The following is a 15,358-nucleotide window of genomic DNA, read 5'->3' on the forward strand; positions in this document are numbered from 1 at the left end:
TATAGTTGTAGAGTCGTAGAGTGGCCCCGTAGGCGCACATTTACTCAAAATAACGCGCTAAGTTACGAATAATCCCCCACATAACCGCGTTACACCGCCAAAAATGTGGAAATCGCAATCGATGTTTCGTTGCCGATTTGCGGGGATGTGGAGTAATTTTTAACTTTGCCGAATAAAAACAATGTGGATGTTATGAAGATAAGAGAAGTGCGCACCGACGACGCAAAGGAAATTGCCGAAATATACAATCACTATGTAAGGACTTCGACCGTGACTTTCGACACGGTCATAGCCACCGAGGAGATGACGCGCAACCGCATCGAGGCTATCGCTTCGCGCTATCCCTACTATGTGTGCGAGGACGAGGGCCGCGTGGTAGGCTATGCCTATGCCCATGAGTGGAAAGGACGCGGAGCCTATCACAACACCCTTGAGGCTTCGGCCTACGTGCTCGACGGAATGACCGGACGCGGCATCGGCCGCAAGCTGATGGAGTGTCTTATCGACGACTGCCGCAAGCGCGGATTCCATGCCCTGATAGCCTGCATAACCACCGGCAACGAGGCGAGCGAGCGCATGCGGTAGTTTGACAGTTGCATTTTCATGAATCTTTTTTGCTGGCACGCTTGCACGTGTCAAATTTTATTACTATCTTTGTAGCACCGTGTAGCAATCAACGGCAGGGCGGCATAATATGAAGCTGAAAATAACCAAGACAAAAAAGACTTCCATCCTTTATGTACAGAAGGCATACAGGGACAAGAACGGCAAAAGTACCTCAAGAATCCATGAGCGCCTTGGAACGCTTGAGGAAGTTCGTCAGAGATGCGGAGACAGAGATCCTGTTGAATGGGCCAGGGGATATATCGCCAGGCTTACGGCACAGGAGAAGGAGGGCCGGCAGGTGATAATATCACGTCTGTCGCCCACAAAGCTTATTGAAAAAGGCGAGGCTCAGAGTTGCGAGAGCGGATATCTGTTTCTTAAACGGCTGTACCATAAGGTCGGGATGGACAGGATATGCGAGGCAATCTCACGTAAACATAAGTTCGACTTCGATTTCAACAAAGTTCTGGAGCTGATGGTCTACGAACGGCTTTTGAGACCGGCTTCAAAACTAGGTAATTATCGCAGGAGCGGAAGCTATATCGAGCCTTTTGATATAGAAAAACAGCATATCTACAGGAGTCTGGATATCCTGGACAGACACGGTGAATACATCCAGAAGAGACTTTTCCTTAATTCGTCAAAGGTTGTCGAACGGGATACGACCGTCATGTACTATGACTGCACCAACTATTTTTTCGAGAGAGAATCTGCCGATCCGGACTATGTGACAGACAAAAAAGGGAACGTTCATGAACGTATACGCAAGTACGGAGTCTCCAAGGAACATCGACCGAACCCCATCGTACAGATGGGTATGTTCATCGACAACTCCGGCATGCCGGTTGCGATGTGCATCAATCCCGGCAATGCCAACGAACAGACTACCTTGATTCCAACTGAAAAGATTATAGTTGAGAAGATGGGGGTCAGCAAGATTGTAGTCTGTACAGACGGAGGTCTCTCTTCTGAAGGCAACCGGTCATATAACTCCACAGCAGAAAGATCATTCATAACGGTGCAGTCAATAAAGAAACTGGAGGATAATCTCAGGGACTGGTGTCTGGAACCGACAGGATGGAAACTTGTAAAGTCCGACACGGTACAAAAAGACAAGCGGTACCGGGATGCAGACGAGGATGAACTGGAGTTTGACCTGACTGATGCCGATACTGCCCGTTATTACGGAGACCGCACTTTTTATCGCGAGCGTTGGATTGTCAATGAAAAGACAAAGTTCTCTCAAAGATTGATTGTGACATTTTCATACAAATACCGCGACTACCTCCGATTCCTGCGTCAACGCGAGATTGACAAGGCTGACAGCAATGCACGTGGAAACAGGACATTGACCAAATCTTATAAGAGCCCTGACAGGTTCCTTTCCGAGACCTACGCCACAGAAGACGGCGAGGTTGCGGTATTCAGAACCGTCTCCCTGAATCTTGACGCCATATCAGAAGAAGAAAAATATGACGGCTTCTATGCGATATGTACGGATCTGTCTGACAATGTGACGAAAATCATCGAACTGAACCATAACCGCTGGGAGTCGGAGGATGCCTTCAGGGTCATCAAGACTGACTTCAAGGGTCGACCCGTCTTCGTCTGGACGGCGGAACACATAAGGGCCCACTTCATTGTCTGCTTTATCACACTACTGCTCTTCAGAATAATGGAAAAGGAACTGAACTATAAATACACATCCTCCGCTATAATTGAGAAACTACGGTCAATGACTATGAACATAGTCAAGGGAGAAGGCTACAAGCCTAACTTCACACGGGATGATCTTACCGATGACCTACATGCCAAAGCCGGCTTCAGACTCGACACCGAGATTGTTACTCGTCAGAAAATCAAACAGATTATTGCTAATATTAAAAAAGGTTAAATATAGATAACCCCATTCCAGTGCTACATATATAGACCCTTTTGCACATGGCTTCACGCCAATGTACAAAAGGGTTTGCTCGTTTTTGGACTGTAAAAGATGGGATAATCCCCCACATAACCGCGTTACACCGCCAAAAATGTGGAAATCGCAATCGATGTTTCGTTGCCGATTTGCGGGGATGTGGAGTAATTTTTAACTTTGCCGAATAAAAACAATGTGGATGTTATGAAGATAAGAGAAGTGCGCACCGACGACGCAAAGGAAATTGCCGAAATATACAATCACTATGTAAGGACTTCGACCGTGACTTTCGACACGGTCATAGCCACCGAGGAGATGACGCGCAACCGCATCGAGGCTATCGCTTCGCGCTATCCCTACTATGTGTGCGAGGACGAGGGCCGCGTGGTAGGCTATGCCTATGCCCATGAGTGGAAAGGACGCGGAGCCTATCACAACACCCTTGAGGCTTCGGCCTACGTGCTCGACGGAATGACCGGACGCGGCATCGGCCGCAAGCTGATGGAGTGTCTTATCGACGACTGCCGCAAGCGCGGATTCCATGCCCTGATAGCCTGCATAACCACCGGCAACGAGGCGAGCGAGCGCATGGTGAAGTCGTTTGGCTTCTACGAGGCGTCGCATTTCCGCGAAGTGGGATATAAGTTCGGACAATTCCTCGACGACAGCGACTACGAGCTTCTGCTGTGACACATATTTGAGGCTGCGATGAGCCGTGACGCAAACAATGGACGGCCCGGCTGTGTTACATCATAGTAACCAAGATTTTCAGGATGATGAAACGAATTGTTATCATGGGGGCCTCGTCGGGGATAGGCCTCCGTACAGCCGAGATATTTGCTTTAACCGGATGGCATGTGGGCGTGGCGGCACGCAATGAGGGCCCGTTGAGGGCTTTGAAGGAGATGTTTCCCACTCAGGTGGAGTATGAGGTTATCGATGTAACCCGAAGTGACGCTCCCCACAAGCTTACAGAACTTATAAGGCGGCTTGGAGGCATGGATGTCTACTTCCATGTGGCCGGCATATTCAGCGAGAATCCCTGCCTTGATCTTGACAAGGAGGTGGCCGTGACCGAAACCAACACAACTGGCTTCGTGAGGATGGTCGACACGGCCTATCACTACTTCTGCCTCACGAGAATCAAGGGCACCATCGCCGCCGTGACATCGGTAGCCGGAGTAAAGGGCATAGGGCGGATGGCCGCCTACTCGGCATCGAAGCGTTTCCAATGGAACTATCTTGAGGCGCTTGAACAGCTTTCCAACAACAAGCGCGCCGGAATATCATTTGTCGATATACGCCCGGGATGGGTGCGCACCCCGCTTCTCGACAAAGAGCGCAAATATCCGGTGAGCATGTCGCTCGACCATGTTGCTCCGCTCGTTGTCGATGCGATAGAGCGCAAGATACGCATAGCCGTCGTCGACTGGCGGTGGGCCATAGGGGTGTTCTTCTGGCGTTTGATTCCGGGATGCCTCTGGGTGAAGATGCCCGTAAAGGTGTCGAGGGCGGTTAAGCGCATACCCCGACCCGCCAAATGATGTAACGGTCGATACAATAAGCCGCGACCTGCATTCGTTTACATTTTGTAATGAGTGCGGGTCGCGTCATATTGTCACGTTTCGTTGTCGTTCTCATCCTGATAGCCGGGGTGGGATGTCACGCTTGTGCGCAGCGCAACAACCGCGTGATGAACCGCCCATATACCGACCTGAGGCCGTGGCATCTCGGATTCAGCGTGGGGCTGCACACCCAGGACCTTCAGCTGACGCATAGCGGATATGTCACGCCCGGCGGCGAGTCATGGTTTGTCGAGCAGCCCGACTTCTCGCCGGGATTCTGTGTGGGCGGACTTGTAGATTTCCGGCTCAACGAGTGGTTCAGCCTCAGGGTGTCGCCGGGCATCTATTTCGGCAACCGCAGCCTGGTGATGCGCGACTACGAGAGCGGAGCCGTGGAGCGTCAGGACATCAAGAGCAATCAGGTGGTGCTGCCTGTCGACCTGAAGTATGCGTCGTTGCGCTACCGCAACGTGCGTCCCTATCTTGTGGGCGGCGTAATGGGCGCATTTGATGTGTCGAAGCGACATGCCCGCGACCTGTTGCAGCTCAATAGTGCCGATGTCCTTGTGTCGTTGGGGTTGGGGTGTGACATCTATCTCCCTTATTTCAAGTTGTGCCCCGAACTGAAGTTCTGCTTCGGGCTTACCGACATGCTGCGTCACGACCGTCCCGACCTTGCCGACGACCCCGACCGTTACAAGTTCACGCAGTCGCTTTCCAAGGCGGTTACGCGCATGGTTGTACTAACCTTCTACTTTGAGTGACGCATGACACGGATTAACCGCATATTGTCGCTGATTGCCGTTACGGTCGCATCGCTTGCCGTCACCGTCGACGCGCAGGTCGACATGATGATGACCAACTATGTCGAAGCACTCAACTACTACAATGCCGCCGCCATAGGCACGAGCGACTACCTGCGCGTGAGGGTAGGCGGCCGTTGGGACCGTATAGGTACCGACCCGGCTCCCAAGTCGTTCATGCTCACAGGCGACATGCCGCTTCCCCTCCTCGGCAACAAGCTCGCGGCAGGAGTGGTGGCGCAGCGTGAAAGCATGGGGCTTTACCGCAACATCACCGCAGGATTACAGTGCGGCTACAAGATAACGACCGGACGAAGCTCGAGCGTCACGCTCGCGGTTCAGGCCGGCATCATCGACAATGAGTTCCGGTGGTCGGAGAGGGAGCTTCCCGAAGGTGACGCCGCAAGTGACGAAGCCGGTGACATGCCGGTAGAAGACGAACGACATTCGGCTGTGGACCTGTCGCTTGGGGCGTTCTATAACTCGCGTCACTTCTGGGCGGGAGTGTCGGTGACGCATCTCACCCGGTCGCAGGTCACGCTCGATGTCGACGGCGACGGTGACAACGCCGTCACGTTTAATGCCGGGCGCAAGTTTTATTTGATGGCCGGCGGCAATATTCCTATAAAAAACACGTTATTTGAGATACAGCCGTCAATGCTTCTGAGAGTCGACCGCGACCGCGTGACGGGCCAGCTGACGGCCCGTGTGCGTTACAACCGCTTCCTGTGGGCCGGCGTGGCATGGCGTCACGACGATGCCGTGGCACTGCTGCTCGGAGCTGAGTTCAGCAACATCTTCATCGGCTACAGTTACGACCGTGCCGTGGCCGATGTGTCACGCCGGGGACGGGGCAGTCACGAGGTGTGGGGCGGCTACAAGGTAAAGCTTGACTTCGGGCCGCGCAACCGATACGGGCATAAAAGCATACGCATAATGTAATCATCACAATATGAAAGGAGTATCGACAAGATTATCAATCATTATAATAGCCTCGGCCATGGCGGTGTCATGTGCCGTGGGAGGGCATGGAAACTCCGGCGGCGAGGTTACCGGCGTGGGCGGCGTGTCGTGGAGCGAACTTACGCCCTATGGCATGGTGCTTGTCGACCGAGGGTCGATAATGGCAGGTCCGGCCGAAGCCGACAGCGCATGGAACCTGCGAGCCGACGCCCGCGGAGTGTCGGTCGACGGATTCTGGATGGATGAAACCGAAATCACCAATGCCAAGTACAAGCAGTTTGTCTACTGGGTGCGTGACTCCATAATCCGCGAGCGACTTGCCGACCCGGCCTATGGCGGCAACGACGAGTTTCGCATCGAGGAGGACCGTGACGGCAATCCCGTGGGGCCCTATCTCAACTGGAGCAAGCCCATTCCGTGGCGTAACGCCGACGAGGACGAGCGGCGTGCCATCGAGAGCATGTACCGCGTGAATCCGGTGACGGGAGTGCATGAGCTCGACCCCGAGCAGCTCACCTACCGTTACGAGGTGTACAACTACACCGAGGCGGCCAAGCGAAAGAACCGCCTGAACCCGGCACGGTTCTAGTGGTCGGAAGAGGTTTGTAACGATAGTATTTTGATTTTTAGATTATTGACCTCTGATTTCATTGATTTTACTTGAGCCTCAAGTCTTTTTATCGTTTCTGTCTGATATCTAATCAATTCTGTCATGATGGCCTGTTTGGCTATGCGTGGCCCCATATTATGGGCAATGGAATATATTTTAACCAGCAGGGCGACAATCAGGGTCATATACAGCATTACCTGTATTCCGTGTACATTTGTTGATATAAAATGTGAAAAGCTCAGATCCTGTTTGAGAAATTTAAAGAATACCTCAATATCCCAGCGCCTTCGGTAATATTGGACAATTTCGATGGCATCTTTCTCAAAGTTATTGGTAATCAAGACCATCTCGTCATCATAGTGTCGGGCGTGGCGTCTGGTGTTTCGTGGAGATTCCGGACGCGGTGTCTTGAATCTAACCCGTATAATCCTGTAAAGGCATGAGGTATCCCATTTGTCGGATTGTTTGGCTCTGAGATAACCCTTGTCATCCGCGGTCACTACCACTTCATTGTCTGCCAGCACAGAGTCTTCGGGCAACATCGTTTCTACGGGTTGTGTGCAGCGGTTTAGGTTGAGCCTCCCGACGAAGAAGGCCCGGTTCTGTTTTGTCAGTTTCGCGATACATTTGAAATCATCCACATCCTTCAAGCCTCTGTCAAAGACATATCCATTCGACATCCCCGCCCTTTTACGCAGACATTGTGCCACAGTCTTGCTTATCGGGGCATTGTCGGCAGAATATGTCCTTTCTGTAAAGACATTGGCCGCCACAACGTTGAGTCCGTTATAAGCCATGGTGTACTTGAGTTGTCTCCGGTCTGAAGATGTATTTTTTGTCATGCCGGTAGAGAAACCCTCCACAAGTTTGTTTGAGGTCTCGGCGACCATGGTGCTGTCAACGCGTATTATTTGCATGTCATCCAGTACAGCATCGGGTACATACTTAAGATATTTGGAGCATATCAGTGCATATGCCTCTTTGAAAAAATCTATATTTATCCTGGTCAGCCGCTCGCTGAAAGATGAATGAACCACCACTGTGCGCTTGCTGTCAGAGGTGCCATTTGTGTCCGTCATCAGCGGGATGCCATTTTTTATCGATATAATCCTTTGACTGACCTGAGATGAAGACAGCATTGCAAATATGCAGTCGACCATCATGTCTACTCCACGTAATTTTTTTGCTTTGTAATCGACCTTTGTTTTGGCCGCTATCTCTGAGATTTTATCGTATGGGAGGTTTTTTATCACCCCGATGGCTGTTACATTATCTTTTGGGTGCTGTGTAGTCATATCTGTTTTTTTGATATAACAACCAGGCTCGACTTTTTGCTGTGTCTTCCGACCACTAGAACCGGCACGGCGCGAATACAACACCGACAAGCCGGTGCCCACGCGCGACCCGGTGATATCGAAGGACACGGCCTACATAAACGACGACGGCGAGATTGTGCGCGAAACCATAACCCGTGCGCTGACCGGCGACTACGACTTCGTGAACACCTATATAGTAAATGTCTACCCCGACACCACCGCGTGGATCAACGACTTCGACAACTCGTTTAACGAGCCCTACGTGCGGCTCTACTTCTCCCACGGCGGTTACAGCGACTATCCCGTGGTGGGAGTGAGCTGGGAGCAGGCTATGGCATTCAGCAACTGGCGCACCGACTTCCTGCGCAAGTCGCTCGGCAAGGATGGCATCCACATCGAGCCTTACCGCCTGCCCACCGAGGCCGAGTGGGAGTATGCGGCCCGAGCCGGAAAGAGCGAAAACAAATATCCCTGGGACGGTGACCTGCCGATGAGCGAGGACAAGGGGTGCTTCTATGCCAACTTCAAGCCCGGCGAAGGCAACTACACGCGCGACGGCCACATAATAACCTCCAAGGTGGGAACCTACGCCCCCAACGACTTCGGCCTATACGACATGGCCGGAAACGTGAGCGAGTGGACCTCGACCGCCTACAACGAGAGCGTGAGCCGCCTCACAAGCGATGTAAATCCCGAATACCGATATGACGCTGCCGTCGACGACCCCTACCGCATGAAGCGCAAGATAGTGCGCGGCGGCTCGTGGAAGGATGTGCAGCACAACGTGCGCAGCGACCTGCGCATGTGGGAGTACCAGAACGAGCAGCGCAGCTACATAGGATTCCGTAACGTGCGCACACGCATCGGATTTGCCAAGGGGCGCAACAAATAACTCTCAATAGACTACTGTGACAATGGGAAAAATCAAGAGATACCGTAACCGCGTAGAGCGTTTCCTGTCAAGCGACCGCGGACAGAGCTTTTTCAATTTCGCCTATTCGATAGGCGCCGCCATCGTGATATGGGGTGCGCTTTTCAAGATTCTCGACCTGCCCGGCGGCGACCTTCTTCTCACCGTGGGCATGGGCACCGAGGTGATAATGTTCATCCTGACGGCTTTCGACCGTCCGCCGCGTGAATACCGGTGGGAGGATGTGTTTCCCGTTCTCGACTCGCACCGTGACGCCGACCGCCCGGTCATGACCGGTGCATCGGGTCTTGCAGTGGCTCCGGCGGCACCCCGCCAGGCATCGGGCGATGTGAATGACCATGTGGCACGCATAGCCGAGGCCGCCGACGCACTCGCCGGGGTGTCGGCCACGCTTATGGAGCAGTACAAGGCGGCGGGAAGCGACAGCGAGGAGATAAGCCGCGTGTCGGCCGACTACCTTGAGCAGATGCGCAGCCTCACCCGCAATATCGCCGGACTCAACGCCATCTACGAGCTGCAACTGAAGAATGCCGGGTCGCAGCTTGAAACGATCGACCGCGTCAACCGGGGCATGAACGATGTGCGTGACATGTATGAACATTCATCGGAGATGACGCGCCGCTACCGCGAGGAGGCCGAGAAGATGACCGAGCACATGCAGCAGCTCAACGCAATATACGAAAAGATGCTAACGGCCATGACCGCCAATCCGTTGTCGGCCGTGTCGTCCAACCGATAAAGACTTACGATGGGAAGTAACAATACACGCAATCTGTCGCCGCGTCAGAAGATGATAAACCTGATGTATATCGTCCTGACGGCCATGCTTGCCCTGAGCGTGTCGAGCGATGTGCTCGACGGTTTCGGTCAGGTCGATGAGGGGTTGTCGCGCTCCAACGCGAATGTGGAGTCGCGCAACACCGCGCTTCTCGACCGGCTTGAGGCTGTAGCGTCGCAGAATCCCGAGAAGGGGGGAGCATGGCGCGACAAGGCGGTGGAGATACACTCGATGACCGGCAGCCTATATGCGCTCATCGACACGCTGAAACTCGCCATTGCGGTGGAGGCCGACGGAGAGGATGCCGACCCGGGCAATCTGCGTCACCCCGAAAACCGCGAAGCCTCGTCGGTGGTGATGGTGACTGCGCCTGATGCCCGCGGCGAAGAGCTACGCAAGGCCATCGAGCGTTATCGCGAGCAGGTGACGGCGCTTGTGCCCGACCCGGTGAAGCGTGACAACCTGCAACGCGCACTGTCGACCGACCCCATGCTGCGTGACGGCGCACTCGCCAAGCGGCCGTGGGAGGAGGCACTGTTCCTGTCAAAACCGGCCGTGGCTTCGGTGACCATGCTCACCAAGTTGCAGAACGACCTGCTCTATGCCGAGGGCGAGGTGCTGGGCGCACTTCTTGCCAATGTCGATGCCGGCGATGTGAGAGTCAACGAGCTGAGAGCCTTTGTGATACCGTCGTCGCGCAACGTGATGCGCGGAGCGAGCTACCGGGCCGACATTGTGCTTGCCGCAGTCGACACGACACAGCGCCCGAGGGTCTATATCGACGGCCGCCGCCTCGACAACGACCGCGGAGTGCTCGAAATCGACGCTTCGGCTACGGGAGCGTTCAGCTACTCGGGCTACATCGAGCTGCCACACCACGACGGCACTGTTACGCGTCACGACTTCGAGTCGACTTACAATGTGATCGAGCCCGGCGCTACTGTGTCGGCCAAGATGATGAACGTGCTGTATGCCGGAATCGACAATCCGCTTGGAATCTCGGTGCTGGGCGTGCCTCAGTCGTCGGTGAGCGCGACAATGACCAACGGCTCACTCGTGCGCCGCGGCGACGAGTGGATTGCCCGCCCCGACCGCATAGGCGAACAGGCGGTGGTGACGGTGGCCGCCGACATCGACGGCAGCCGCCGTCAGGTGGCCTCGACCGGCTTCATGGTGCGCCGTCTGCCCGATCCCGCTCCCTATATGACGATCACCGATCAGGCGGGCAACAAGGTGCGCTATCGCGGTTCCAAGCCCATTGCCAAGTCGCAGCTCATGCAGGCTCAGGGGGTTGAGGCGGCAATCGACGACAATCTGCTCGATGTCAACTACCGGGTTCTCGGGTTTGAAACGTTGTTTTTCGACTCGATGGGAAATGCGATGCCCGAACTGTCGGACGGCCCCCGGTTCTCGTCGCGACAGCGCGAGGCGTTCAGGCGCTTGTCGCGCGGTAAGCGATTCTTCATCTCGCGTGTACGCGCTGTGGGTCCCGACGGCGTGGAACGTGACATCTCGCCCATGGAAGTTATTGTAAATTAGAATAATCAGGAGAAAATAAATTATGAATGTCATGACTTCGATATATCGCTACGCGCTGGCGCTGTGCATGGTCGCTGCCGCCGGTGCTCTGTCGGCTCAGAATGCATCGACCTCCTCGGGCGTGAGGCGCGTAGGGGGCGACGACAAGCGCCCAGCCTCGCAGGCTCAGGTGAGCGACCGCATGCAGATGCGACAGGCCGCCGACTCGCGCGTTCCCGACGATGACGCGCAGTGGATGAAGGTGGTGTATCGTTCGCTCGACCTCGCCAAGGTGCCCAATGCGTCGCTCTACTATCCGCAGGAGGTGGTTGACGGACAGGAGAATCTGTTCCGCATCATCATGAACCGCTTTGCGTCGGGCGAGCTTACGGCCTACGAGTATCTCGACGGGCGGGAGATGTTTACCGAGCAGTATCGGGTCAACCCTGTCGATGTGCTTGAGCGTTTCCACGTGCCTTACACCGAGGCTGGAAGCGGAGCGCGTCGCCGTTATGTGGTCGAAGAGAGCGATGTGCCCTGCAACGAGGTGCTGAGCTACTACATAATAGAGCGATGGGAGCTCGACCGCTCCACGACGCGCATGACAACGACGGTGCAGGCGCTGTGTCCGGTGCTTCACCGTGCCGGCGACTTCGGCGGCGAGGATGTGCGCTATCCCATGTTCTGGATAAAGATGGATGACCTGCGCCCCTATCTGCTGTCGACAACGACATTTGTCGACGACGACAACAACGCATCGCGCTACACCTACGACGACTTCTTCGCCCTGTCGCTCTATGACGGCGAAATCTACAAGACGCGCAACCTGCGCAACCTGTCGATGATGCAGATGTATCCCGACCCCGACGACCGCCGTCGCGCCCAGGACAGCATCCAGCACAGGCTTGAAACGTTTGACGACATGATGTGGGTGCCTACTCGCGAGGAGGTGCAGGCACGTGGCGGCGCAGAGTCGGCCGACTCGGTTGCCGTGGGCGAGTACCGCAAGGAGGCCAAGCCGGCGTCACATTCGCGCAAACCGGCCAAGGTGAAGGCTCCAAAGAAGCCCAAGTCGTCGGCCGACAGCGGAGCGAAGCGCTCGGTGCGTCGCCGCCGTTGAAAAAATACCTTAATATGCGCTTGTAATCGGGAGGGAAGCATTAAAAAAATGTAATACGGAAAAATTTCTTTATTTAATTGTCACCGTTATCAAAAAAGTGACTATCTTTGTAGGCGATTTAGAGTACATAGCCCATAACTAAGTATATACATCTAATAAACTCAATTAAATAAAGTCTACAAAATGAGCAAAATTGATTTAACTCAGTACGGTATCACCGGTACCACAGAGATTGTACACAATCCCACCTATGAGCAGCTCTTTAAGGAAGAAACCTGCCCTACGCTTGAGGGCTTTGAAAAGGGCGTAGTTACTGAACTCGGCGCCGTTAACGTAATGACAGGCGTCTATACCGGACGTTCACCCAAGGATAAGTTCATCGTTCTTGATGACAATTCAAAGGACAATGTATGGTGGACAACCGAGGAGTATCCCAACGACAACAAGCCTGTTACCGAAAAGACTTGGGATGCCGTTAAGGAAATCGCTATCAAGGAACTTTCAAATAAGAAACTTTACGTAGTTGACCGCTTCTGCGGTGCCAACAAGGACACCCGCATGGCAGTGCGCTTCATCATGGAAGTTGCATGGCAGGCTCACTTCGTAACCAACATGTTTATCGCTCCTTCAGAAGAGGAACTCGCTAACTTCAAGCCCGACTTCGTTGTTTACAACGCTTCAAAGGCTAAGGTTGAAAACTACAAGGAACTCGGCCTCAACTCCGAAACCGCAGTTGTGTTCAACATCACTTCTCGCGAGCAGGTTATCATCAACACCTGGTACGGCGGTGAAATGAAGAAGGGTATGTTCTCGATGATGAACTACTTCCTTCCTCTCGAAGGCATCGCTTCAATGCACTGCTCGGCCAACACCGACAAGAACGGCCAGAACACTGCTATCTTCTTCGGCCTCTCGGGAACAGGTAAGACCACCCTTTCAACCGACCCCAAGCGTCTGCTTATCGGTGACGACGAGCACGGATGGGACGACAACGGTGTCTTCAACTTCGAGGGCGGCTGCTACGCCAAGGTTATCAACCTCGACAAGGAGAGCGAGCCCGACATCTACAACGCCATCACTCGTGACGCTCTTCTTGAGAACGTTACCGTTGACGCTGAAGGCAAGATCGACTTCAAGGACAAGAGCGTAACCGAGAACACTCGTGTATCTTATCCTATCAACCACATCAAGAGCATCGTTGAGCCCGTTTCGGCCGGCCCCGCTGCCAAGAATGTAATCTTCCTCTCGGCTGATGCATTCGGTGTGCTTCCTCCCGTTTCAATCCTTACTCCCGAGCAGACTAAGTACTACTTCCTCTCAGGCTTCACTGCTAAGCTTGCAGGTACTGAGCGTGGTATCACCGAGCCTACTCCTACTTTCTCGGCTTGCTTCGGCCAGGCATTCCTTGAATTGCACCCCACCAAGTATGCTGAAGAACTCGTTAAGCGCATGCAGAAGAGCGGCGCCAAGGCTTACCTCGTAAACACAGGCTGGAACGGTTCAGGCAAGCGTATCTCTATCCGTGACACCCGCGGTATTATCGACGCTATCCTTGACGGTGCTATCCTCAAGGCTCCCACCAAGCAGCTCCCCATCTTCGACTTCGAGATTCCTACCGAACTTCCCGGTGTAGATCCCAAGATCCTCGATCCTCGCGACACCTACGCCAACCCTGAAGAGTGGAACGTTAAGGCTAAGGACCTTGCCGAGCGCTTCATCAAGAACTTCAAGAAGTACACCAACAATCCTGCCGGTAAGGAACTTGTTGCCGCAGGTCCTCACGTTGGCTAATTCATGCAAGTAGTGACTGACTAACTTTCACGACTATAAAATTTTCCCCGGAAGGTGGACGCCCACGCGCCCACCTCCTTTTTTTGCGCCTGCCGTCCAATGGTGGGGGTGCAACCCGCAAGGGTTCTAGTGGTCGGAAGACACAGCAAAAAGTCGAGCCTGGTTGTTATATCAAAAAAACAGATATGACTACACAGCACCCAAAAGATAATGTAACAGCCATCGGGGTGATAAAAAACCTCCCATACGATAAAATCTCAGAGATAGCGGCCAAAACAAAGGTCGATTACAAAGCAAAAAAATTACGTGGAGTAGACATGATGGACGACTGCATATTTGCAATGCTGTCTTCATCTCAGGTCAGTCAAAGGATTATATCGATAAAAAATGGCATCCCGCTGATGACGGACACAAATGGCACCTCTGACAGCAAGCGCACAGTGGTGGTTCATTCATCTTTCAGCGAGCGGCTGACCAGGATAAATATAGATTTTTTCAAAGAGGCATATGCACTGATATGCTCCAAATATCTTAAGTATGTACCCGATGCTGTACTGGATGACATGCAAATAATACGCGTTGACAGCACCATGGTCGCCGAGACCTCAAACAAACTTGTGGAGGGTTTCTCTACCGGCATGACAAAAAATACATCTTCAGACCGGAGACAACTCAAGTACACCATGGCTTATAACGGACTCAACGTTGTGGCGGCCAATGCCTTTACAGAAAGGACATATTCTGCCGACAATGCCCCGATAAGCAAGACTGTGGCACAATGTCTGCGTAAAAGGGCGGGGATGTCGAATGGATATGTCTTTGACAGAGGCTTGAAGGATGTGGATGATTTCAAATGTATCGCGAAACTGACAAAACAGAACCTGGCCTTCTTCGTAGGGAGGCTCAACCTAAACCGCTGCACACAACCCGTAGAAACGATGTTGCCCGAAGACTCTGTGCTGGCAGACAATGAAGTGGTAGTGACCGCGGATGACAAGGGTTATCTCAGAGCCAAACAATCCGACAAATGGGATACCTCATGCCTTTACAGGATTATACGGGTTAGATTCAAGACACCGCGTCCGGAATCTCCACGAAACACCAGACGCCACGCCCGACACTATGATGACGAGATGGTCTTGATTACCAATAACTTTGAGAAAGATGCCATCGAAATTGTCCAATATTACCGAAGGCGCTGGGATATTGAGGTATTCTTTAAATTTCTCAAACAGGATCTGAGCTTTTCACATTTTATATCAACAAATGTACACGGAATACAGGTAATGCTGTATATGACCCTGATTGTCGCCCTGCTGGTTAAAATATATTCCATTGCCCATAATATGGGGCCACGCATAGCCAAACAGGCCATCATGACAGAATTGATTAGATATCAGACAAAACGATAAAAAGACTTGAGGCTCAAGTAAAATCAA

General features: G+C 53.1%; 12 protein-coding genes and 2 pseudogenes. 13 read left to right on the forward strand and 1 reads right to left on the reverse strand.

From position 1 onward, the window contains the following. The first annotated feature begins 192 nt into the window (after positions 1 to 192). The 7 genes and pseudogenes from E7746_RS14350 to E7746_RS14380 form a co-directional block, all read left to right on the forward strand. Entirely contained in the window at positions 193 to 585 is a 393-nt protein-coding gene (locus tag E7746_RS14350; protein WP_136411261.1) for a GNAT family N-acetyltransferase, read from the forward strand. A 109-nt stretch (positions 586 to 694) separates the two neighbouring features. Beyond that, a complete protein-coding gene (locus E7746_RS14355; protein ID WP_136409411.1) occupies positions 695 to 2,500 on the forward strand; it encodes an IS1634 family transposase in 1,806 nt (601 codons plus the stop codon). 228 nt (positions 2,501 to 2,728) lie between these two features. Next, positions 2,729 to 3,214, forward strand: a complete 486-nt coding sequence (locus E7746_RS14360) for a GNAT family N-acetyltransferase (protein ID WP_123395047.1) — start codon at positions 2,729 to 2,731, stop codon at positions 3,212 to 3,214. Positions 3,215 to 3,297: 83 nt separating this feature from the next. Beyond that, a complete protein-coding gene (locus E7746_RS14365) occupies positions 3,298 to 4,068 on the forward strand; it encodes an SDR family NAD(P)-dependent oxidoreductase (RefSeq protein WP_238337261.1) in 771 nt (256 codons plus the stop codon). 50 nt (positions 4,069 to 4,118) lie between these two features. Next, positions 4,119 to 4,853, forward strand: coding sequence for a type IX secretion/gliding motility protein PorT/SprT (porT, locus tag E7746_RS14370; RefSeq protein WP_136409412.1), 735 nt, complete (start codon positions 4,119 to 4,121; stop codon positions 4,851 to 4,853). 3 nt (positions 4,854 to 4,856) lie between these two features. After that, positions 4,857 to 5,834, forward strand: a complete 978-nt coding sequence (locus E7746_RS14375) for a PorP/SprF family type IX secretion system membrane protein (RefSeq protein ID WP_136409413.1) — start codon at positions 4,857 to 4,859, stop codon at positions 5,832 to 5,834. Positions 5,835 to 5,892: 58 nt separating this feature from the next. Continuing rightward, a pseudogene (locus E7746_RS14380) lies at positions 5,893 to 6,435 on the forward strand (SUMF1/EgtB/PvdO family nonheme iron enzyme); the annotation flags it as partial. A 5-nt stretch (positions 6,436 to 6,440) separates the two neighbouring features. Here the strand turns inward: E7746_RS14380 and E7746_RS14385 are convergent. Further along, positions 6,441 to 7,760 (reverse strand): transposase, encoded by a 1,320-nt coding sequence (locus E7746_RS14385; RefSeq protein WP_136409415.1) that lies wholly within the window; start codon positions 7,758 to 7,760, stop codon positions 6,441 to 6,443. 55 nt (positions 7,761 to 7,815) lie between these two features. Between E7746_RS14385 and porK the strand changes: the two are divergent. From porK to E7746_RS14415, 6 genes and pseudogenes are all read left to right on the forward strand, one after another. Beyond that, positions 7,816 to 8,673, forward strand: a pseudogene (porK, locus tag E7746_RS14390) (T9SS ring complex lipoprotein PorK/GldK); the annotation flags it as partial. A 22-nt stretch (positions 8,674 to 8,695) separates the two neighbouring features. Beyond that, a complete protein-coding gene (gene porL / locus E7746_RS14395; RefSeq protein WP_135946371.1) occupies positions 8,696 to 9,451 on the forward strand; it encodes a type IX secretion system motor protein PorL/GldL in 756 nt (251 codons plus the stop codon). A gap of 9 nt (positions 9,452 to 9,460) precedes the next feature. Beyond that, positions 9,461 to 11,029 carry a type IX secretion system motor protein PorM/GldM gene (gene porM / locus E7746_RS14400; protein ID WP_136409417.1) on the forward strand — a complete coding sequence of 523 codons (1,569 nt, stop codon included), beginning with the start codon at positions 9,461 to 9,463 and terminating at the stop codon, positions 11,027 to 11,029. A gap of 22 nt (positions 11,030 to 11,051) precedes the next feature. Continuing rightward, a complete protein-coding gene (gene porN / locus E7746_RS14405; protein WP_136409418.1) occupies positions 11,052 to 12,128 on the forward strand; it encodes a type IX secretion system ring subunit PorN/GldN in 1,077 nt (358 codons plus the stop codon). A gap of 183 nt (positions 12,129 to 12,311) precedes the next feature. Next, positions 12,312 to 13,919 (forward strand): phosphoenolpyruvate carboxykinase (ATP), encoded by a 1,608-nt coding sequence (pckA, locus tag E7746_RS14410; RefSeq protein ID WP_136409419.1) that lies wholly within the window; start codon positions 12,312 to 12,314, stop codon positions 13,917 to 13,919. 185 nt (positions 13,920 to 14,104) lie between these two features. After that, on the forward strand, positions 14,105 to 15,331 hold the full coding sequence (locus E7746_RS14415) for a transposase (RefSeq protein ID WP_136411262.1): 1,227 nt from the start codon (positions 14,105 to 14,107) through the stop codon (positions 15,329 to 15,331). Positions 15,332 to 15,358 lie beyond the last annotated feature (27 nt).

It is taken from the genome of Muribaculum gordoncarteri (genome assembly GCF_004803695.1).
Lineage (GTDB): Bacteria > Bacteroidota > Bacteroidia > Bacteroidales > Muribaculaceae > Muribaculum > Muribaculum gordoncarteri.

Excerpts from the sequence above, each read along its gene's own strand:
- porM (WP_136409417.1), top strand. The coding sequence starts at position 9,461 with ATGGGAAGTAACAATACACGCAATCTGTCGCCGCGTCAGAAGATGATA.
- E7746_RS14385 (WP_136409415.1), bottom strand. The coding sequence starts at position 7,760 with ATGACTACACAGCACCCAAAAGATAATGTAACAGCCATCGGGGTGATA.
- porT (WP_136409412.1), top strand. The coding sequence starts at position 4,119 with ATGAGTGCGGGTCGCGTCATATTGTCACGTTTCGTTGTCGTTCTCATC.
- E7746_RS14350 (WP_136411261.1), top strand. The coding sequence starts at position 193 with ATGAAGATAAGAGAAGTGCGCACCGACGACGCAAAGGAAATTGCCGAA.
- pckA (WP_136409419.1), top strand. The coding sequence starts at position 12,312 with ATGAGCAAAATTGATTTAACTCAGTACGGTATCACCGGTACCACAGAG.
- E7746_RS14355 (WP_136409411.1), top strand. The coding sequence starts at position 695 with ATGAAGCTGAAAATAACCAAGACAAAAAAGACTTCCATCCTTTATGTA.
- E7746_RS14375 (WP_136409413.1), top strand. The coding sequence starts at position 4,857 with ATGACACGGATTAACCGCATATTGTCGCTGATTGCCGTTACGGTCGCA.
- porN (WP_136409418.1), top strand. The coding sequence starts at position 11,052 with ATGAATGTCATGACTTCGATATATCGCTACGCGCTGGCGCTGTGCATG.
- porL (WP_135946371.1), top strand. The coding sequence starts at position 8,696 with ATGGGAAAAATCAAGAGATACCGTAACCGCGTAGAGCGTTTCCTGTCA.
- E7746_RS14365 (WP_238337261.1), top strand. The coding sequence starts at position 3,298 with ATGATGAAACGAATTGTTATCATGGGGGCCTCGTCGGGGATAGGCCTC.
- E7746_RS14360 (WP_123395047.1), top strand. The coding sequence starts at position 2,729 with ATGAAGATAAGAGAAGTGCGCACCGACGACGCAAAGGAAATTGCCGAA.
- E7746_RS14415 (WP_136411262.1), top strand. The coding sequence starts at position 14,105 with ATGACTACACAGCACCCAAAAGATAATGTAACAGCCATCGGGGTGATA.